This is a genomic window from Acidovorax sp. 106 (assembly GCF_003663825.1).
In the GTDB taxonomy this organism is placed as follows: Bacteria; Pseudomonadota; Gammaproteobacteria; order Burkholderiales; family Burkholderiaceae_C; genus Acidovorax.
In genome coordinates, this window is the sequence record NZ_RCCC01000001.1 from 4,372,547 (window position 1) to 4,392,931 (window position 20,385).

The window sequence follows — 20,385 nt, forward strand, 5'->3', positions numbered from 1 at the left end:
AGACTCAGCCCGAACGGTTGGGGGTCAGCGGGGTTGTCGCATGGGAGTTGGGTTGCCGAGCCAAGGTACGCCAAGCCACATCGGCACGGCTCGGCCACCGTTAAATCAGCGGTAGTGGCAGCAGTCATAGCCACGCTCACGCAGCACCGCCCTCACCTGTGCCTGCCAGCAGCGCCAGCATGCCCGCCTCGTCCAGCACGGGCACGCCCAGCTCCTCGGCCTTGGCGAGCTTGCTGCCCGCCTCTTCACCGGCCACCACGTAGCTGGTTTTTTTGCTGACCGAGCCCGACACCTTGGCGCCTGCGGCTTCCAGCATGTCTTTGGCCGCGTCGCGGCTGAGCGTGGGCAAGGTGCCCGTCAGCACAATGGTCTTGCCCGCCAGCACCTGCGGGCCGCGTTCGGTGGGGGCGCCCTCGGGCCAGGTCACGCCGCAGGCGCGCAGTTGCTCCACCACCTCGCGGTTGTGGGGCTGCTGGAAAAAGGTGTGCACGCTGCGCGCCACGATGGGGCCCACATCGGGCACCTGCAGCAGTTGCTCTTCTGTCGCGGCAGACTCGGCATCCACGCCCATCAGCGCATCCAGGGTGCCAAAGTGCTTGGCCAGGTCTTTGGCGGTGGACTCGCCCACATGCCGAATGCCCAGGGCAAACAAAAAGCGCGGCAGCGTGGTTTGCTTGGACTTTTCAAGCGCGGCCAGCAGGTTCAGGGCCGACCGGTCGGCCATGCGCTCAAGCATCACCAGGGCGCTCAGGCCCAGGCGGTACAGGTCGGGCAGCGTACGGATCACGTTGGCGTCCACCAGCTGGTCCACCAGCTTGTCGCCCAGGCCTTCCACATCCATGGCTCGGCGGGCGGCAAAGTGCAGGATGGCTTCTTTGCGCTGGGCTGCACAGAACAGCCCCCCCGTGCAGCGGTGGTTGGCCTCGCCCTTTTCGCGCACCACATCGCTGCCGCAAATGGGGCATTGGCGGGGCATGCGGAAGTTGTGGACGTAGGCCGGGCGCGGGCCCGACGCCATCACGCCCACCACTTCAGGAATCACATCGCCCGCACGGCGCACGATGGCGGTGTCGCCCACGCGCACCTTCTTTTTGCGGATTTCAAACACGTTGTGCAGCGTGGCGTTCGTCACCGTCACACCACCCACAAACACCGGCGCCAGGCGTGCCACGGGCGTGAGCTTGCCCGTTCGGCCCACCTGGATGTCGATGCCTTCGATGCGGGTGGCCATCTCTTGCGCGGGGTACTTGTGCGCCACGGCCCAGCGCGGCTCGCGGGTCTTGAAGCCCAGGTCGCGCTGCAACTGCAGTGCGTTGACCTTGTAGACCACGCCATCAATGTCATACGGCAGTGCATCGCGGCTGGCGCCCACCTGCTGGTGAAACGCTACCAATTCCGTAGCACCTTGCGCAATCTGCACCTGCGCTGCGACCGGAAAACCCCATGATTTCAGGGTCTGCAGCATCTCGTAATGCGTGCGAAACACCGGCCCGCCCTGGTCGGGCGGCGTGATGGCGCCCAGGCCGTAGGCAAAAAAGCTCAGCGGGCGCTGGGCGGTGATGTTCGAGTCGAGCTGGCGCACCGCCCCCGCAGCGGCGTTGCGTGGGTTCACAAAGGTCTTGCCGCCCTGCTCGCGCTGGCGCTCGTTGAGCGCATCAAAATCGGCGCGGCGCATGTAGACCTCACCACGCACTTCCAGCACCGGGGGCACGCCCTCGGGCAAGCTCAATGGGATCTGGCGAATAGTACGGATGTTGTGCGTCACGTCCTCACCCACCTCGCCATCGCCCCGCGTGGCGGCCTGCACCAAGCGGCCCTTTTCATAACGCAGGCTCATCGCCAGCCCATCAAACTTGGGCTCGGCCACGTACTCGATGGCAGGATCAGCATCGCTCAGCCCCAGCTCGCGCCGCACGCGGGCATCAAACGCCTGCGCGCCCGTGGCTTCGGTGTCGGTCTCGGTGTGGATGCTGAGCATGGGCACCACATGGCGCACCGAGGCCAGCCCCTCCATCACCGCGCCAATCACCCGCTGCGTGGGCGAATCGGGGGTCAGCAGGTGCGGGTGCGCCGCTTCCAGCGCCTGCAACTCGCGGAACACGCGGTCGTATTCGGCATCGGGCACGGTGGGCTCGTCCAGCACGTAGTACTGGTGCGCCCAGGCATTGAGCTGGGCGCGCAATGCGGCAGCTTGCGCTTCCAAATTGATAGCTGCTTGCGCTTGATTCACAGGCGCTGGAGCCGAAAAAAGGTCAAAACTCTCGGTCATGATGGGCCATCGGCTGAGTAAGGCACGGTGCATGCAAAAGGCGCTGTAAGCGCCAGAGACACCGAGCAAGGGCCGCCCCGCAGCAAAGGTGTCGTCCCCCTGGAGGGGGAAGACGCCGAAGGCGGCTCAGGGGGTGTTTCATGTCCTAACTGAACAACCGCCGCGCCAGCACCGACCCTGCCGACAAATCGCGCGCATCGAGCTGGTCGTACAACAGTTCCAGATCGGCGGCAATCGGGTCCATGGCCATCGCAGGCAGGGGCTGGCCGTTTTGGTCGCACAGCACGCCATCCATGGCCTGGGCCAGGGCGGCGCCTACGTCGCGCAGGCGGGCAAAGGGTTGTTCGGTGCGGTGCACCTGGGCCACGTCCAGGCTCAGGCTGATGTCGCGGATGGCGGACTGGTCTGGGTCGTCGGCCAGTGCGGCCTGCGTGTCGTAGCCCAGGGTGAGCACGGGCGGCATGCCGGGTGCGCTGGAGGGCAGCACCAGGCGCCCGGGCATGGAGCCCACCACAAAGCCAACACGGGCGGCGTTTTGCAGCAGGTAGCCGGGGCTCCAGGCGGCTTGGCGGGCGCGCAGCATGAACATGAGCTGCGCGTCATGGTCGCTGGCGAACTGGTCCAGCTCACGGGCGCGGGCCACTTCCTGCAGCATGTCGGGGAAGTCGGGGGCGGCGTTGATGGCGTCGGCAAAGCCCTGGGCCTTCATCACGAATTCAGAAAACTCGATCTCGTTGAGCGCGCCCATGCGGTTGGCCAGTTGCACCCCGGCCTGGAAGCTGCGGTAGCGTTGGCCGGGCGCGGGCGTTTCCCAGTGCTGGGTGGCGTCGTTCAGGCCTTCGATGGCGAAGGGCTTGCTGCCCGCACGGCGGGTCGGAGGCAAGGCCACCAGCGCGGCATCGCCAGACACCTGGTGGTCCAGTTGCATCACGGCGATGACGTCGATCAGCGGGTCCAGCCCCGGGCGGCGTTCCAGCATGGGCAAGGGAGCGGGCATGCGCAGGGCATCGTTTGCGTCCACAGCATGTTCGTGGGGTTCTGGCCCACGGTCCAGGCCTCCGTAGATGGCGGCAGCCTCTGGCCCCAAATCAGCGTCCAGCGATGGCTCCTGGCGCAGCGTGGGCTCGGTCAAGGCGTCGCCCGCGCCGGGCAAGGACCCGTGGGTGTCTGGTGGCAGGGCTTTTTTGGGTGCGTTGCGGTGCAAGGTCCAGGCGTTGTAGGCCACGATGACCGCCAGCACCAAACCACCGGTGATTGCCAGACTCAGTAACAGGGATGAGTTCATGGGGGAGTCAGTTCAAATCGATAGGACTTGCGCAAACGGGGATGCCGCACGGGCCTTGCTTTGCGGCAGGCCGGTGGGCTGAGCCTCGGTGTGCGTCCGTCATGGTCAAGCATCGGCCATGGACAGGGCGGACTCCATGTCCACCGCCACGATGCGCGAGACGCCCTGTTCCTGCATGGTCACGCCGATCAGTTGCTCAGCCATTTCCATGGCGATCTTGTTGTGGCTGATGAACAGGAACTGGGTGCTTTTGCTCATGCTGGAGACCAGCTTGGCGTAGCGTTCGGTGTTGGCGTCGTCCAGCGGCGCGTCCACCTCGTCCAGCAAGCAAAACGGCGCGGGGTTGAGCTGGAAGATGGCAAACACCAGCGCAATCGCCGTGAGGGCTTTTTCACCGCCCGACAGCAGGTGAATGGTCTGGTTCTTCTTGCCGGGCGGCTGCGCCATCACCTGCACGCCCGAGTCCAGAATTTCATCGCCGGTGATGATGAGCTTGGCCTGCCCGCCGCCGAACAGCTCGGGGAACATGCGGCCAAAGTGCCCGTTCACCGTCTCGAACGTGCCCGACAGCAACTGGCGTGTTTCGCCGTCGATCTTGCGGATCGCGTCTTCCAGCGTGTTCATGGCCTCGGTCAGGTCGGCCGTTTGCGCGTCCAGAAACACCTTGCGTTCGCGCGCGAGGTTCAGCTCATCGAGCGCGGCCAGGTTGACGGCGCCCAGCGCGGCAATCTCGCGGTGCAGGCGGTCGATTTCGCCTTGCAGGCCGTGCATGCGCACGTTGCCGTCGGCAATGGACTGGGCCACGGCCTCCAGGTCGGCCTGGGCGTCGGTCAGCAGCGTGGTGTATTGCTCCAGGCCCAGGCGCGCAGCCTGTTCCTTGAGCTGGAATTCAGTGATGCGCTGGCGCAATGGGTCCAGCGCGCGTTCGAGCTGCATGCGGCGCTCGTCGCTGCCGCGCAGCTTGGCCGTCAGTTCGTCGTATTCGCTGCGCTGGGCCGACAGGGCTTTTTCGCGCTCCATCTTCAAGTCCAGCGCCTGCTGCAGGCCGCCCTGGGCGGCGGCGTCTGACAGGCGGGCCAGCTCGTCGCGGGCGCGCTGCTGCTCGTCGGTCAGTGCGGTGGCTTGCTGGGTGGCGGTTTCGATGGAGCGGTTCAATTCAGCGCGACGGGCTTCTAGGCTGCGCTGCGAGAACGTGGCCTCTTGCACCTGGCGCTCGAGCATGCGCTGCTGCTCGCGGCAGGCGTTCAGCTTGCGCTCGGTCTCGATCACGCGGTCGCCCAGCTGGGCTTCGCGCTCCTGGCTGTCGGCCAGTTGCATGTCCAGCTCTTCAAAGCGGGCCTCGGCGGCCACGCGGCGTTCTTGCAGGTCGGCCAGTTGGGCTTCCACCTCGGCAATGTCGGCGCCAATTTGCTCGCTGCGCGCACGGGTCTGCTCGGCCAGTTGCGTCAGGCGCAGGGTTTCGACCTGCAGCTCGTGGGCGCGGCTTTGGGCCTCGGTGGCTTCGCGGCGGGCGGCCACCAGGCGCTGCGATGCGTCGGCGTAGGCGGCTTCGGCGCGGACCAGCGCGGTGCGCGATTCGTCGGCAATCAGGGCCTGGGCGCGCAGTTCTTTCTCGAGGTGCTCAATTTCTTGCGCGCGCGCCAGCAGGCCCGATTGTTCAGAGTCTTGCGCGTAAAAGCTCACGCTGTGGCTGCTGACGGCGTGGCCCGTGGGCACGTAGATCACTTCGCCGGGCGGCAGGCTGGCGCGGCGGTTCAGGGCTTCGTCCAGCGTCTGGGCAATGGTGCAGCCCTGCAGCCAGTCGGTCAGCACGGCGCGCAGGCTGGCGTCGTTGATGCGCAGCAGGTCTGCCAGGCGGGTGTGCGTGCCCGTGGGCTCGGGCACACCGGCGGCGGGGGCGCTGTAGAAGGCCAGACGGGCCGGGGGCGCATCGCTTTCGTTCGAGCCGAGAAAGCCGCGCACCATGTCCAGGCGCCCTACTTCCAGCGCGCCCAGGCGTTCGCGCAGGGCGGCTTCCAGGGCGTTTTCCCAGCCGGGCTCGATGTGAATGCGACTCCACAGGCCCTGCATGCCATCGAGGCCGTGCTTGGCCAGCCAGGGGCGCAGCTTGCCGTCGGTCTTGACCTTTTCCTGCAGCGCCTTGAGGGCTTCCATGCGGGCCGACAGGTCGGTCTGGCGGGCGCTTTCGGTGTTCACATCTTGCTGGCGGGCGCGGCGGTCGTCGTCCAGCTGGGGCACGCTTTCTTGCAGCTCGGCCAGGCGGGCTTCGGTGGTCTCGGCAAGTTCCTGCGCGGCTTCGAGCTGGCTGCGCAGGTTGATGAGGCGGGCTTCGTCCGGCGCGGCCAGCGCGTTGCGGTCGGTGCGCAAGCGCTCGTAGCGGGTGTCGAGCTGGCGGCTTTGCTCGTCAATGCTGCGTTGCTCTGCGGCCAGCACGCCAATTTGCTGCTGCACCTGCACCACGCTGGCACGCTGCTCGCTGGCGCGGCTTTGGGCCTGGCGCAGGGCTTCTTCCAGGTCGGGCAGTTGCATGGCCTGCTCTTCCATCTGGGCGGCCAGCAGCTCGGCACGCTCTTCGGCGTCCACGCCCGCACCGGCCAGGTTTTCCAGCTCGATGTCGGCCTCTTCCTTGCGGGCCTGCCACTGGGCGATCTGCTCGGCCAGGGTGACCAGGCGCTGCTCGACGCGCACACGGCCTTCCACCACGTAGCGAATTTCGGCTTCGAGCCGCCCCACTTCGGCCGTGGCTTCGTACAGCTTGCCTTGCGCCTGGTTGACCTGGTCGCCTGCGGCGTAGTGCGCCTGGCGGATGGTTTCCAAGTCAGATTCGACGGCGCGCAGGTCGGCCATGCGCGATTCGAGGTCGTTCACGGCCTGCAGGCCATCGAGGCGCACCTTGGTCTGCTCGGCCTCGGCGTCGGCGCGCTTCAAGAACCACTGCTGGTGCTGCTTGAGCGTGGCGTCGGCGTTCAGCGCGTTGTATTTGGCAGCCACCTCGGCCTGCTTTTCCAGCTTTTCGAGGTTGGCGTTGAGCTCACGCAGAATGTCTTCCACCCGCGTGAGGTTTTCGCGCGTATCGGCCAGGCGGTTTTCCGTCTCGCGGCGGCGCTCTTTGTATTTGGAGACCCCGGCCGCTTCTTCGAGGAACAGGCGCAGCTCTTCGGGGCGAGACTCGATGATGCGGCTGATGGTGCCCTGCCCGATGATGGCGTAGGCGCGTGGCCCCAGGCCCGTGCCCAAAAACACGTCCTGCACGTCACGGCGGCGCACGGGCTGGTTGTTCAAAAAGTAGCTGCTGGTGCCGTCGCGGGTGAGCACGCGGCGCACGGCCACCTCGCCGTATTGGCCCCACTGGCCGCCTGCGCGGTGGTCGGAGTTGTCAAACACCAGCTCCACGCTGGCGCGGCTGGCCTGCTTGCGGGTGGTGGTGCCGCTGAAGATCACGTCCTGCATGCTCTCGCCGCGCAGCTCGCTGGCCTTGCTCTCGCCCAGCACCCAGCGCACCGCATCCATGATGTTGGACTTGCCGCAGCCATTCGGCCCCACCACGCCGACCAGTTGCCCGGGCAGCATGAAGTTGGTGGGTTCAGCGAACGACTTGAAGCCGGAGAGCTTGATGGAGGTAAGACGCACGGGTCAGGCAGATGGGGGCTGGGGGCAAGGGCAACAGCGCAAACAATGCAAAAGAGGCTGACCAGGAAGCTGCAGGCGACCTGGGCAGGCCCGGATGATACCGCGCCGCAAGGTGCCAGCCCGTGGCACAAGCCTCCTCTGGGGCAGCGCCATGACGCACTGCAACAAGGCTGGGCGGTATTTCAAGCCAAATCGGGCTCTAGCGCTTTATGGATAAGCGCTGGCAGCTATGAATATAGGAGCATTTCATCCCCCATCCGATGGCCGAGCAGCATCCAAGGGTTCCCCCACGCTGGCGGCACGCTCGGCGCCGTCCTCCAATAATGCGCCTCACGCCCCGTTGGCTTTGATTTTTGGCCCCGTTCCTGCTTCCTTCTTTGCATGACACCCCTGCCCGCCCCCCACCGCCGTGACCCCGCCGCCATGCTGGCCCAGACGATGGCGCAGTGGGATGCGCGGCACGACCTGTGGCTGTTTGGCTATGGCTCGCTGATCTGGCGGCCCGAGTTTGACTATGCCGAGCAGCGCCCGGCCAAGGTGCATGGCTGGCACCGGGCGCTGAAGATGTGGAGCCGCGTGAACCGGGGCACCCCGGAATGCCCAGGCTTGGTGTTTGCGCTGCTGACCGGGGGCAGCTGCCGGGGCATGGTGTTTCGCATCGAGCGGCACCGGGTGCCCGAGGTCATGCCCCCGCTGTGGGCCCGCGAAATGGTCAACGCCGTGTACGACCCGCGCTGGCTGGACTGCGAAACGCCCCACGGCACCGTGCGCGCCCTCGCCTTCACCCTCTCACGCCGCAGCCCCAACCACACGGGCGTGTTGCCCGACCCTGAATACACCCGCATCTTTGCCCAGGCCCGGGGCCGGTACGGCACCACGCACGACTACGCCCGCGCCACCTACGAAGGCTTGCTGAAAATGGGCATCCACGACCGGGCGCTGGCGCGGCTGCTGGCTTTGGCAACGGAGGAGCAGGCAGATCATTTGCCAAAGGCTGCGAGCCGCAGCGGGCAGTTGCCGGATCAATCCTGAAGGTTCACGGGCTATAGGGTCTGAGACGCTTAGCCAGATGGGGGCGACCACTGCGAGATGGGTGCAGTGATCTACGGATTTACGGGGAACACGTACTAGCGGCCAGGATTAGTCGGTGGTGGCAGGTGAAAGTGACGCTCAACGCCCAGGTTAACCGGCGCCGGAGCGCGAAGCGCACCGACACTGGCCATGAATTCAATTTAATCAATGACCTTTTGGAACAATTAGAACTTTGATCTCGAAGCCTTCTTCTTTCTTATTGAGGTCATTCTCCAGCCCCCTCGGGTTGGCGATCCATCCTTCGGGGTCGTATACAAAACAAAGCAACTTCTTGCAGTCTGGATGCGCTCTGTAACGTTGAGAATCAATGATTAATTCTTCGCCGACGTTCTTTGCTTTTAAGGTTGCGCGAGTTTTCTTGACTTCGATGATGATCTGTTCGTCTTTCAGGAGGAAGTCAACTCTGGAGCTACCTCCTGCATAACTTGGCGTCCACTCTTCTGGGCGTATATCTTCGAAGTAGACCTGCAGTAACGCATGCAGTAAGTCTTGTGCATCGTACTCGTCGTTTACAACCAGAGTGTCCCGATCAGCGTGCCGCGTTCTGAGTTGCTTGGCCACCAAGTGGAATCTGGAACAGATTTGTTGAACTAAAGAGAAGTGGTCTGCGGCCCCATCTCCTTTTACTTGTGACGCTAGTTTGGCTTTTGCTTCGGTCCAAGGAAAGGCTGATCCGCAGTTCTCGCAATGTGTTGGAACGGGAGTGCGAAATCCTATGACCACAACACCGTCTGTATGGTATTCGCCTCTTATTTCGTGGCTACACTTTGGGCAGGTGTGGATTGTTTGTGCGCCGCAGGTTGCGCAGTGCTTGCGTCGAAACTCCGGCGAACCGTGATAGTTGGCTGTAGTTTGGTGCCCGTTCAAGCAGACTTGTTGTGTGTCTTGATATGACATGGAAGATAAGTTGTTAATTCAAGCACGCCTTTGCGGTGCCTATGCGTAGAACGTTAGGCGATGGCCGCATTTAAGTAGTGCACTTCAATGTTGCGGTTGCAGATTTCCTTGGGTTAAAACAAGTCATCAAAATCTTTAAAGCCTCCATGCGCTTCGTTATCTTTTTGTATTCTCTCCAAGTTGCTTTGCGCAAGTAAAAAAATTTCATTTACCTGAGGCTTTATCGCATAAAAAGCACCCCCCTTTTCCGGAGATATTAATGAATTAATCAAATTCCATATTTCTTTGGGTCTCTCGGGATTTGGAATGGAGAAAGTAAGACACAATACAGCACGTGCAAGCCCTTCTTTATTTGGTAAAAATGTACTGCCACCATCTACCGCACAAATGTAGGAATTGACTATATCTTCAGCCTCCATAAATTCTTCGGAAAACTCATGATCATTCATGTTTAGAATTTTTTCAGCGTAGTCAAAAAATTCTTTGGGGACTAACTTATCTTTCTTGGGCACATTGCCTCCCAATTTATTGCCTAACTCAATGTTGTAGACGGCAAAACCCGGTTGATACATCCGGTACGTGACCATACATCTTTTGAAAAAATTCTCGCAACCCACTTGCCTATTGGCTTGCAACTAAGGATGTTGTGTAAATCAACAGGTATAAATCTTTCATGAAACCCGGCACGCATGAAGTCGGCAAACTATAGCGCGACAGCAACTCCCGCCGAGCGCGCCTACTGCATGCTCTGTAGCACTGATCCATCTGTTTTGAATCAACGGCTGCTTTGAGATACTGCGGTCCAACCCAAGGATGCCGAGAGTGCGGCCTGCTCCTTCTGGGAATCTGAGAAAGACCTCCTCCTATGCAGGCTGCGAGGGCATATTTTCATGGGTTGGGTACCTGCAGTTGACCGCAAGGAACACTAATGGCAACGGCAGCAGATGAGATTAATGAAAGTCCCGACTGCCGTGCAAAGCACCACCCAAGCGGCCCAGCAGCGGCGTGAGGTCTTTGAACCGCTGCGCTACCAGGTGGCGGACGACGGGGGCGGGTGTGCTGGCGGTTGTCGCAGCCTCGCCCCCGCCACCAGCGTGAGAGACCGAGCCTGCGGGCCCCCCAGGCTGCTCGCTGCACTGCCACATCCCCTGCACCGCCAGCAGGCGTGACCGCAGCAGTGCGTCCCGCCAACGCTCGATGAGCGCTGGCCAGACAATCACATTCACCGGGCCGGTTTCGTCCTCCAGCGTCACAAACATGGTGCCTTTGGCTGTGCCGGGGCGCTGCCGTACCGTCACGATGCCGCAGGCGCGCACATTGCGGCCGTGGGGGGTGGACTGCAGCTGCAAGGCGGTCAGTAATTTCCAGCGCTCCAGCCGGGGGCGCAGCAGTGCCAGGGGGTGGCGGCGCAGCGTGAGGCCTGTGGCGGCGTAGTCGAAGACGATTTCCTCACCCTCATCGGCGGGGGGCAGTTCCAGCGGTGCCTCATGCACGGGCGCATCCCGCAGCAAAGGGGGCATCTGGTGCTGGGCTACGGCGTCCCACATTTGCTGGCGGCGGTGGCCCGACAAGGCGGCCAGCGCATCGGCAGCGGCCAGGGCTTGCAGATCACGGCGGTCCAGGTGGGCGCGCAGTGCCAGGTCTTCGGTGCTGCGGAATAGCCCATGGCACCCATCACTGGCGCCATTGCTGGCCCCATCGGGTCCACCAGACCCATTGGACCGACGCGCTTGCACTACCCGCTGGGCGGCTTTTTGGCTCAGGCCACTGACCAGCCGCAAGCCCAGCCGCACGGCGGGCTGTGGCGGGGCCACGCCTCGCATGCCGGGCAAGGGCCGTGGGGGTTGCAGGGGCGCAAGTGGCCCTTCCAGCGTGCAATCCCAATCGCTGTGGTTCACATCGATGGGCAGCACGCGCACGCCGTGGCGGCAGGCGTCTTGCACCAGTTGCGACGGGCCATAAAACCCCATGGGCAAGGAGTTGAGCAGCGCCGCCAAAAAGCACGCGGGCTCGTGGCACTTGAGCCAGCTGCTGCTGTAGGCCAGCAGGGCAAAGCTGTGGGCGTGGCTTTCTGGAAAGCCGTATTCGCCAAAACCCAGCATCTGCGCAAAGATGGCCTGGGCAAAGGGCAGCGCGTAGCCGTTGTGCACCATGCCGTCGATCAGGCGCTTTTCAAACTTGTGCACACCACCCGTGCGCTTCCAGGCGGCCATGGAGCGGCGCAGCGCATCAGCCTCGGCGGCAGAGAAGCTGGCGGCAATCATGGCGATTTGCATCACCTGTTCCTGAAAAATCGGCACGCCCAGCGTGCGCTCCAGCGCTTCTTTCAGCGCAGGCTTTTCCAGCACCAATGCCTCACCCCGGCGCCGCCGCTCGCGCGCTTGCAGGTAGGGGTGCACCATGCCGCCCTGAATGGGGCCGGGCCGCACGATGGCGACCTCCACCACCAGGTCGTAAAACACACGCGGCTGCAGGCGCGGCAGCATGCTCATCTGGGCGCGGCTTTCAATCTGGAACACGCCCACGGTGTCGGCGGCGCAGATCATGTCGTAGGTGTGCGGGTCTTCGGCCGGGATGTCGGCCAGCCGCCAGCGCTCACCCCGCAGCACGGCGCGCAACTGAAGGCAGCGGCGCAGCGCGCTGAGCATGCCCAGCGCCAGCACGTCCACTTTCATCAGACCCATCTCGTCCAGGTCGTCCTTGTCCCACTGGATGATGGATCGGTCTGCCATGGCCGCGTTTTCAATCGGCACCAGCCGCGACAGCGGCCCCTGGGTGAGCACAAAGCCGCCCACATGCTGGCTGAGGTGGCGCGGAAACCCGTGCAGCTCGCCCGCCAGCTCTAGCCACAGCGCGGCGGTGTGCGCCCCCAGGTTGTGGCCCAGCGATGCGGCCAGGTCTTGCAGCTTGGGGCCTGCCAGTTCCTTGTCAAACCAGTGGTGCTCTTTGGCAAACGCATCTACCACCGCCGGGTGCACGCCCAGGGCCTTGCCCACGTCGCGCAGCACGCTGCGGGTGCGGTAGGTGGTAACCACGGCGGCAATGGCGGCGCGGTCGCGCCCGTATTTGCTGTAGATGTACTGGATGACCTCTTCGCGCCGGTCGTGCTCAAAGTCCACATCGATGTCGGGCGGCTCCTTGCGGTCTTTGCTGATGAAGCGCTCAAACAGCAGGTGCGAACGGGTGGGGTCTACCTCGGTAATGCCCAGGCAAAAGCACACGGCCGAATTGGCCGCCGAGCCGCGCCCCTGGCACAGGATGCCCTGGCTGCGTGCGTAGCGCACGATGTCGTGCACCGTCAGGAAGTACATCTCGTACTCGCAGCCTGCAATCAGCGCCAACTCGCGCTGCAGCTGGGCCTGCACCGCATCGGGCACGCCCTGGGGGTAGCGGCTGGCCGCGCCTGCGTGCGTGAGCCAGGCCAGGCCCTGAGCGGGCGTCATGCCGGGGGGCACGGTTTCTTGCGGGTATTGGTATTTGATTTCGTCCAGGCTGAAGGTGCAGCGCTGCGCAATCTGCACCGTGGCGGCCAGCAGCTCGGGCGGGTAGATGCCGGCCAGCCGCACGCGCTGGCGCAGGTGCCGCTCGGCATGCGGCTGCAGGGCAAAGCCGCACTGCGCCACCGGCAGGCCCAGGCGCACTGCGGTAATCACATCCTGCAGCGGCTTGCGCGAGCGCACGTGCATGTGCACATCGCCCGCCGCCACCAGCGGCACCCCGGCGGCGGCGCCCGCCTGCTGCAGCGTGGCCAGCCACAGGTCGTCGTCGGGGGCCAGCAGCAGCTCGGCCACCAGCCAAAATTTTGAGAAAAATTGGGCTCTAGCGCTTTCTAATAAAGCGCTAACAGCTACTAAATTCATAGCATTTTGCGGCGTGCGCTCGGGCACCAGCAGCAGCTCGCAGCCTTGCAGCTGGCGCACATCGCTCATCGTCCCCATCTGGTAATGCCCCTTGGCCGCGCTGCGCCGCGCCGTGGTGATGAACTGGCACAGGTTGCCCCAGCCCTGCGCATTGCGCGCCAGTGCCACCAGCCGAAAACCAGGGTACGCAAACTCGCTGCCCACGATGAGGTGCAACCCCAGCGCCTTGGCCCGAATATGGGCACGCACCACCCCGGCCACCGAGCATTCGTCCGTCAGCGCCAGCGCGCGATAGCCCAGCGCGGCGGCGCGCTCCACCAGCTCTTGCGGGTGCGATGCGCCGCGCTGAAAGCTGAAGTTAGAGACGCAGTGCAGCTCGGCATAGTCGGGCAGCGCCCGGGCGGGCGGGCTCACCGGCTGGCCGTGAGAGGGGGTGATGGGTGGAGTGGGCTCAGCCATAAATACCGTGCAAAAACCAGCGGTCTTGCCGCGCGGGAGCACCCAAGCCTGCTCCTGCATTGGCCTGCGCTGGGGCCGATGGGGCCAACCGCTCGCGGTACACCCACACATGCCCGGCGCGCTCGTTGTGGGCCACAAAGTAGTCGCGCACCACCAGGCCAGGGGCTGGACCATGGGATGGGGTGGCGTTGCCTGCGGCGCCAGGGCCATCCGCCCCATCAGTCGTATGGGCCCTATCAGCGGCTGGGGCGCTCAACGCGGCCTCCCACCAAGCGGCCTCCAGCCGGTGCGGGCCTGCCAGCAGCCGCAGCGGGCCGTGGTAACACGGGCGGCTGCCCTGCACCGACAGGCGCTGGGGCGGGCGCAGCAGCCAGGTGGGCCACAGGCTGGCGTCTGGGGCCTGGGGGGCCGCGCCGGGCGCGGAGTGGTCGCTCTGCACCTGCGCCCCCTCCCGCCCCCACGGGTCTGCGGGCGCCGTGGACGGTGCACCTGCCCAGGTGCGCGCCGCTGGCCCAGGCCCCACTGGCGCGGCAGGCACCCCACCCCGCACCAAAGCCTGGCTGGCGGGCTGCCAGCGCTGCATGCATTCGGGCCGGTGGTCTGCCACCAGGGCCACGCACTGCACCTGCTCGGGTCCCAGGCGGGCTGACAGGCGCTCCACCCACTGGTGCCAGCTTTCGCTGCGGGCATCGTCTTGCGCACTGCGCCCTTCCCGCCCCGTGGGGGGCAACAGGCTGGCGCTGGCGTGGGGCATGGGCACGGTCTGCAATGCGCGCAGTGCGATCTGGTTGACGGGCGCGGCCAGCGGGGTGCGGGCCAGGTGCTCGGCCAGCAGGCGGCGCAGGTGGGCCAGGGCCTGCGTGGGCTGGGCCGTGCGCACGGGCAGCGCCTGCCAGGGGGGCACGGGCTTGCCGTCCACCTTGCGCAGGTCGTGGTGCCAGGCCAGCTCCAGCGCCAACACGCCCTGCTGGCGTGCCTGCAGCCAGGCCTGCAGGGCCTGCAGCAAGGCGTGGGCCGACCACAGCAGCGCATCGGCCGAGGTGGCCAGCGCGGGCAGCTCGGCCGTCAGGGCAAATACCTCGGGCAGCTCCAGCCAAGTGTGCTGGTGGGGGGCGTCGCCATAGGCACAGTCCAGCGCCCGCAGCGCGGCCGCCCCCAGCCGCCGGGCCACCCCATCGCGCGGCAAGGCACGCAACTGGCCCCAGGTGTTGCACCCCATGCGCGCCAGGCTGGCCACATGGGGGCGCAGCGCCGTCAGGGTGTGCAGGGGCAGGTCGTGCGGAATGCGCCGGGGCATGGCGTGGCGCACAGGGTGGGCCTGGGGCCCGGTGCGCTGCCCGGCCACCGGCCCCGGCACCGCCGCCAGCTGCAGGCGCAGCAGGGCCAAGGCCTGGAAGGCGGTGGGGCCTTCGGCAAACGGGGTGGTGAATGGCGTGGCGAAGGGTTCGGATGAGGATTCGGATGAGCGCTCGGATGGGGGCTGTGCGCCGCCGCCCTCTGGCCCAGCCGGCCCGGCGACAGCACCGCCCGACGTATCGACGCCCAGCCCATCCACCCACGGCGGTGCACTGGCGTGCAATTGCGCCAGCAAGGCTGCGCGCCCGCCCCACAGGCGTTCGGTGGTCGATACCTCCAGCAGCAAGGCTTCATCCACCCGCGCCACGCGGGGGGTAAAGCGCAGCGCCCACCAGGCCTCGGTGCCAAGCAGGCCCGGCGCGGCGCCTTGCAGCGAGGCTGGCTGCACTGTGGCGCCAGCCATCCCGGCATGCACCTTGGCACCGTACGTACTGGCTGTACCGGCTGTACTGGCCGGGAGGCCGTCAGGCGGCGGCAGGTACGGCCACGCGATCCAGTGCATGCACCACCCCTTTCCCCGCCGCCACCGCATTGCCCGGCACCGGCATCTTCGGCGGTACCTTCAGCGGGGTTGCTGCCTGCACGGGCAGGCCCTGCCCCCGCCGCTGCTGGCTGCGCGCCGCCGCAGCCGCCAGCACCTGCACCAGCCGGGCAGAGCCGCCCGGCAACACCACGGGCTGCGCCAGCGGCGGCCCCCGGCGTTTGAGCACCTGCACCTGCATCGCCAGCGGCGCGCTCGCATCGCCCTGCACCCACAGGCGCAGCGGTGCGGGCGATGCCTGCTGGCGCGCATGGGCCGGGCGCAGCACCCACAGCAGTTGCCCCATGTGGGCAGCAGCCAGCTGCAGGCGGCGCAACTGCTCGGGCAGCGCCTGCGGCAGCCAGGCCACCACGGCCAGCACATCGCGGCAGCGCAAGGCCTGCTCTGTGGCCCACAGTGCAGCGGTGGCCCTGCCGCCCGCCTGGGTGGGCCCGGGTTGCACCATGCACAAGCGCCCGGGCGGCAGCCCGGCGGCCTGCAAGGCGGGGGCGAAGGGCTCAAACGGTGGGGCCACCAGCACCACCGCCCCGGGCCGCGCCGCCGTGGCCTGTGCCAGGGCGGGCTGCAGCAGTTGCCAGGCATGGCGGCTGGGCTCGGGCTGCAGCACTTCGGTCAGCGCCCCCACGGGCCAGCCACCGCCGGGCAACTGCGCATCCAGAGCCGCATGGCCGGTGGGCTGGGTGGCTTGTGCAGAGGCGCACGCCATGGCATCACACAGCTGGTTACCCAGCCACACCCCAGGCAGTTGCACAGGGCCTTTGGCGGGCGCACCGCGCAGGGACGCAATCGATAAGGCAGACATGGTGGGTGGGCTCGGTGGGGGGGTTGCGTTGCGCCCGGCGGGTGCATGGATTGCATGGTAACTGTATTTTTATACAGTATTTTATTTAAATCCAGTACCGCTCATCCACCCACCCATGCGTGGGCCCACCAACCACAGCGCATCGCCTGCACAATGCCTGCGTTTGCCCATACCTCTCACTTCAGGAGCTTGTTATGAACCCTCGCTTTGGCTTTGTTTTGGCCTCGGTGGCCATGGCCACATTGGCTGGCTGCGCCAGCTATTCCGCAGGCCCCAGCGCCAGCGCCCAGTTGCAGGCCACCAAAGGCAACACCACCGCCGGCTCCGTGCGCTTTGTGCAAAGTGGCGATGTGGTGAAGGTGAGCGGCAAGATCATCGGCCTCAAACCCGGCGCCGAGCACGGCTTCCACATCCATGAAAAAGGCGACTGCAGCAGCGGCGACGGCATGAGCGCAGGCGGCCACTTCAACCCCGGCGGCAAATCGCACGGCCACCATGGCATGGGCGAACACCACACCGGCGACCTGCCCAGCCTGAAGGCCGACGCCAACGGCGTGGCCCAATTCAGCTTTGAATCACGCACCATCCGCGTGGGCAGCACCGACAACAACATCGTCGGCCGCGGCCTCATCGTGCACCGCGACCCCGACGACTACAAAACCCAGCCCACCGGCAACGCCGGGCCCCGGCTGGCCTGTGCGGTGATTGCGGCGCAATAAACCGCGCCCGCCCTGCGCACGGCGGCGCCCCGCCTCCGCTAGCTCGACCCCAAGCCGCTGCCCCCTGCAGCGGCTTTTTTTATGCGCCAAAGTTCCGTGCACGGTCAGCGCACACAGGGGCTCAAACGTTGCTCATGGGTACAGGAGGAACCATGAGAACAAGCACACTGATGGGAATCGCCATTTGCGCGGTCGTGATCTCTACAGCCCAAGCCCAAGTGCATCGCTGCACCAACGCAGCAGGCCACAGCATCTACACCGACACACCTTGCGCCGAAGGGCAAACCAGCAAACTGGTCGAGCGCCAAAAAAGCGCGGCAGAGATTGCCCAGGACCGCGCCAACGCAGACGCCGCGACCGATAGAAAGTACCGGGCCCAAGCGGCCGAGCGCGCCCAGCAAGACGCACCGCCCTCCTCCCCCAGCCAAACCAGCGCCCCAACGCCCCTTGCCGCGACACCGGCCTGCAAAAATGCACAGAAAGAGATGGAGTTCGTCTCCAGCATCCGAACCCTGTCGCCCGATGAAAAGCGCATGCGCACCAATGCCGCCATCACCAATGTGAACGCCGCCTGCGGCACCAACACACCGCTCATGCAAGAGCCGCCCAAGGTAATTGTGAAAACCAACCCCGTTATTACCCACTGCGACAGCGGGTTCTGCTACGACGATGCTGGGGCCGTTTACAAAAAGAACAATGCAGACTCCATCACCGCTGGAGATGGCCGCGTTTGCACCAAGTCTGCGGGCTCAGCCGCAAGCTGGCGCTGCTCCTGAGCCCACTGGCCGATCGCTGGGGTCTGCGGAATAGCCTCCGCCGGGGCGGCGATGAACGCATCAGCCGAGGCCTTCTTCGGCTGACCTCTGTGCAGGCTCACCCCTCGCCAGCACCCCGCTGCGCCAGCAGCGCCTGAGTCTTCGCCCACAACGCCTCAGCCCGCTCCAGCGCCTGCACGGTGTCAATGTCAGCCGCCACACCCTCGTCCTGCACTGGCACAGCCAGCCCTCGCCCCAACTGAGCCCAGTGCCGCACCACCGGCGCGGCGCCCTTCTCGCCAGACAAAGCCAGCAAGCCCTCCAGGCAATCCCGCCCAAACGCCACCGGGTGCCCCCGCTCGCCCGCAAACTCGGGCCACGCGACCACGGCCCGGTGATCCAGCAGCACCTGCGCCATGGCCTGCAGCGTGGCAGACCGCACCAGCGGTAAATCGCCCGGCAACAACAGCCAGCCCGCCGCATCCGCTGAATGGGCCGTGTGGCGCACTGCTGCGGCAATCGAATCGCCCATGCCCGGGTGCCCCGCATCCTCCACATGCCACGGCAAACCGCTGGCGCGCACGGCATCCAGCGTGTGCTGCAGCACCGGCTTGCCTGCCAGCAAGGCCTGCAGCTTGTGCACCGTGCCACCGGAGGCCTTGAAGCGTTCGCCACGGCCAGAGGCGAGGATGAGGACAGTGGGTGGTGTCAATGGCATGGGTGTGGATAGATCGAAATGCTGGGTGCTGAAGCCAGCCGCATCATGGCATCCATGCGTCCTAAGGTTTTATAGAGATTGGAGGCGATTGATAAAGAAAAACAGGGGCCGCCAAAGAATCTGCGGGCTGTGGCCCTGTTGACGGCGGCCTCTGCCGCGCTAAGAGCCGCGCTAAACAGCACGACCACGGCAAGCCCGGCTAGGGGCGCAAGGCCCGCGTTGCTGAAACCCGGGCACAAAGTGACCGTGGGAAACAAAGTGCCATCCGCGCGGTTGAGATGACGTGATTGCAGCGCAGCGCACGCGCCTAAGTCACGCACCCAAGTCACGAACTTCTAAATTAATAGCAGCCAGCGCTCATCTAAAAACCGCTGGCAGCACTTTTCATCAAAATTGATGGCCTGCAGCGCCCGGAACAGCTTCGGTCCCATCCTTAACCTGCAGCCAACAGAAGCGTCGAAGGCTGTGGGGCCCTTCACAATCAAGAATTACCGCCCGCTTGTTCGAGATATCTACCCTTCATCATGGATAAATTTTTGCTTCAACAGCATGTGTTGGCACGGCTCGCCGAGGACCTGCTGCAAGCCGAGCAGGCAACGCGGACGGCTCATGAAACTGCGACTCACGAAGAAAACATCGCCGAAAACAAATACGACACATTGGGGCTCGAAGCGGCCTACTTGGCCGCTGGCCAAGCTCGGCGCGCCGAAGCCATCCGCGAGGCCATGGCCACTTGGCGCCAATTCCGCCCCCGCCCCTACGACCCCAGTCAAGGCATACAGCTCGGCGCACTGGTCTGCTTGGTCGATTCCGAGGGAACGCAGCAAAAGCTCTTTCTCGGCCCGGATGGAGGCAGCATGAAATTGGCCTGCGGCGCTCAGGTCGTACAGGTCATCAGCAGCCAAGCCCCTCTGGGCAGGGCCATGCTGGGTAAATGCGCGGGTGATGAGGTGGTGCTACAGGCCGCGCCCATCCGACAGCAGTTTGAGGTGGTACAGGTTGACTAAGCCGCAGGTCAGTTCATTTGCAGTCGTTCAGTTAAAGTCCCTGCCCTTGGATCCTGCCCATAGGACGAGTTTTGTCCGTTTCGAGCACTTCGCACCTGAAGGGGCGTTGGCTCCCCAGTGGCTTGGTCTGAAAACACAAGCTACGACTATGGGTGGGATGGCGACTGATGGGACTGATGCGGCTGTGTAAGCTGCCGCTTGAAAAGCAAGGAAAAAATATGCTGCTAACTGATATCGCCGTCGAACACACTTTGGTGTCCAAAAAGGATGGCGTTCGTCAGACTTTCTTGCTGCACCCATTTACCGATACACAGCGAGATTCGCTTGGCAAATTCGAGCTCGTTCGTGACGTCAGCCAGCCCGGATTCAAAGACGTGAAACGCTCCACCTTCGTATCGTTTCACCAATTGGCGGAGCTGTATGCGAAAGGCCTGCTCGACGAGTTCGGGTTTTCCGTTCGCATGTGCCCGGGTAAAGGCACCTACCCTGCCAAGCTTCCGGCCAAAAAGATACTGCCCACCAGCATCAAGCCCGGCTCTTCGTTCGACTTGGCGGTGCAAAAGGTGGACATTGCCAAACCAGCCACTCGCGAATTGAGAACCGCATTGCTTCGCACCAACGTCCAAATTTAAGAATCACGACGCTGATTGATAGGGGAGCCACTGTGAATCCACCCATTGCGCATGCTGAACTGATTGCCACGTTCAAGCGAGCCGAGGCAGATGCCGCTCATAAGTTTGGGCTGATCCAAGCGGCTGCCAATAAAGGCCCCAAGGCCATCCAAGCCGCTACCGAAACAGCGGCAAAGGCGGCAAAACGCAGGGATTCGTTTGCGAAAAAGCTGGGCGATTTGGGAGTGAGCCTCAAGGATTGAGCTCGGCCAAGCCTACGGCGTGACACTAACCAATAGCGGCTGCGTACAGCAGGCCTTGATCGTCAAAATAAACTTCGCAACCTAAAAACAGAATCGCTATGACGGCGACACCGAGCAAGTT

Annotated in this window: 15 protein-coding genes; 6 read left to right on the forward strand and 9 right to left on the reverse strand. The window is 64.6% G+C overall.

Annotation, left to right across the window (positions count from 1 at the left end):
* Window positions 1-136: 136 nt before the first annotated feature.
* From ligA to smc, 3 genes are all read right to left on the reverse strand, one after another.
* Window positions 137-2,269 (reverse strand): NAD-dependent DNA ligase LigA, encoded by a 2,133-nt coding sequence (gene ligA / locus C8C98_RS19210; RefSeq protein ID WP_121455576.1) that lies wholly within the window; start codon window positions 2,267-2,269, stop codon window positions 137-139.
* A gap of 145 nt (window positions 2,270-2,414) precedes the next feature.
* Window positions 2,415-3,554, reverse strand: a complete 1,140-nt coding sequence (locus C8C98_RS19215; RefSeq protein WP_121455577.1) for a cell division protein FtsZ — start codon at window positions 3,552-3,554, stop codon at window positions 2,415-2,417.
* Window positions 3,555-3,659: 105 nt separating this feature from the next.
* Window positions 3,660-7,184, reverse strand: a complete 3,525-nt coding sequence (gene smc / locus C8C98_RS19220; RefSeq protein ID WP_121455578.1) for a chromosome segregation protein SMC — start codon at window positions 7,182-7,184, stop codon at window positions 3,660-3,662.
* Between the two features lie 381 nt (window positions 7,185-7,565).
* On the opposite strand from smc, the gene C8C98_RS19225 reads away from it, so the two are divergent.
* Window positions 7,566-8,216, forward strand: coding sequence for a gamma-glutamylcyclotransferase (locus C8C98_RS19225; protein ID WP_121455579.1), 651 nt, complete (start codon window positions 7,566-7,568; stop codon window positions 8,214-8,216).
* 204 nt (window positions 8,217-8,420) lie between these two features.
* Here C8C98_RS19225 and C8C98_RS19230 read toward each other — a convergent pair whose 3' ends face one another.
* The 5 genes from C8C98_RS19230 to imuA all read right to left on the reverse strand — a co-directional run bounded on the left by C8C98_RS19230 (window position 8,421) and on the right by imuA (window position 16,191).
* A complete protein-coding gene (locus C8C98_RS19230) occupies window positions 8,421-9,173 on the reverse strand; it encodes a DUF2321 domain-containing protein (RefSeq protein WP_121455580.1) in 753 nt (250 codons plus the stop codon).
* A 113-nt stretch (window positions 9,174-9,286) separates the two neighbouring features.
* Window positions 9,287-9,685: a hypothetical protein gene (locus tag C8C98_RS21670; protein WP_158600187.1), complete on the reverse strand. Its 399-nt coding sequence runs from the start codon at window positions 9,683-9,685 to the stop codon at window positions 9,287-9,289.
* Window positions 9,686-10,123: 438 nt separating this feature from the next.
* The gene (locus tag C8C98_RS19235; protein WP_121455581.1) at window positions 10,124-13,492 is read right to left on the reverse strand and encodes an error-prone DNA polymerase; all 3,369 of its coding nucleotides are present in this window, start codon (window positions 13,490-13,492) and stop codon (window positions 10,124-10,126) included.
* On the reverse strand, window positions 13,485-15,350 hold the full coding sequence (locus tag C8C98_RS19240) for a DNA polymerase Y family protein (protein ID WP_121455582.1): 1,866 nt from the start codon (window positions 15,348-15,350) through the stop codon (window positions 13,485-13,487). Before C8C98_RS19240 ends, C8C98_RS19235 begins: the two co-directional genes overlap by 8 nt.
* Window positions 15,313-16,191, reverse strand: coding sequence for a translesion DNA synthesis-associated protein ImuA (imuA, locus tag C8C98_RS19245; protein WP_121455583.1), 879 nt, complete (start codon window positions 16,189-16,191; stop codon window positions 15,313-15,315). The genes C8C98_RS19240 and imuA overlap by 38 nt, the downstream gene beginning before the upstream one ends.
* A 194-nt stretch (window positions 16,192-16,385) precedes the next feature.
* Here imuA and C8C98_RS19250 point away from each other — a divergent pair, with 194 nt between their 5' ends.
* Window positions 16,386-16,910 (forward strand): superoxide dismutase family protein, encoded by a 525-nt coding sequence (locus C8C98_RS19250; RefSeq protein ID WP_121455584.1) that lies wholly within the window; start codon window positions 16,386-16,388, stop codon window positions 16,908-16,910.
* A 152-nt stretch (window positions 16,911-17,062) separates the two neighbouring features.
* On the forward strand, window positions 17,063-17,686 hold the full coding sequence (locus C8C98_RS19255) for a DUF4124 domain-containing protein (RefSeq protein WP_121455585.1): 624 nt from the start codon (window positions 17,063-17,065) through the stop codon (window positions 17,684-17,686).
* Window positions 17,687-17,783: 97 nt separating this feature from the next.
* Here the strand turns inward: C8C98_RS19255 and C8C98_RS19260 are convergent, their stop codons facing one another.
* Window positions 17,784-18,383 (reverse strand): NTP transferase domain-containing protein, encoded by a 600-nt coding sequence (locus C8C98_RS19260; RefSeq protein WP_121455586.1) that lies wholly within the window; start codon window positions 18,381-18,383, stop codon window positions 17,784-17,786.
* A 524-nt stretch (window positions 18,384-18,907) separates the two neighbouring features.
* Between C8C98_RS19260 and C8C98_RS19265 the strand changes: the two genes are divergently transcribed.
* The 3 genes from C8C98_RS19265 (at window position 18,908) to C8C98_RS19275 (ending at window position 20,264) form a co-directional block, all read left to right on the forward strand.
* Window positions 18,908-19,390: a GreA/GreB family elongation factor gene (locus C8C98_RS19265; RefSeq protein WP_121455587.1), complete on the forward strand. Its 483-nt coding sequence runs from the start codon at window positions 18,908-18,910 to the stop codon at window positions 19,388-19,390.
* A gap of 167 nt (window positions 19,391-19,557) precedes the next feature.
* On the forward strand, window positions 19,558-20,022 hold the full coding sequence (locus C8C98_RS19270; protein WP_233574611.1) for a hypothetical protein: 465 nt from the start codon (window positions 19,558-19,560) through the stop codon (window positions 20,020-20,022).
* A gap of 32 nt (window positions 20,023-20,054) precedes the next feature.
* A complete protein-coding gene (locus C8C98_RS19275) occupies window positions 20,055-20,264 on the forward strand; it encodes a hypothetical protein (RefSeq protein WP_121455589.1) in 210 nt (69 codons plus the stop codon).
* Window positions 20,265-20,385 lie beyond the last annotated feature (121 nt).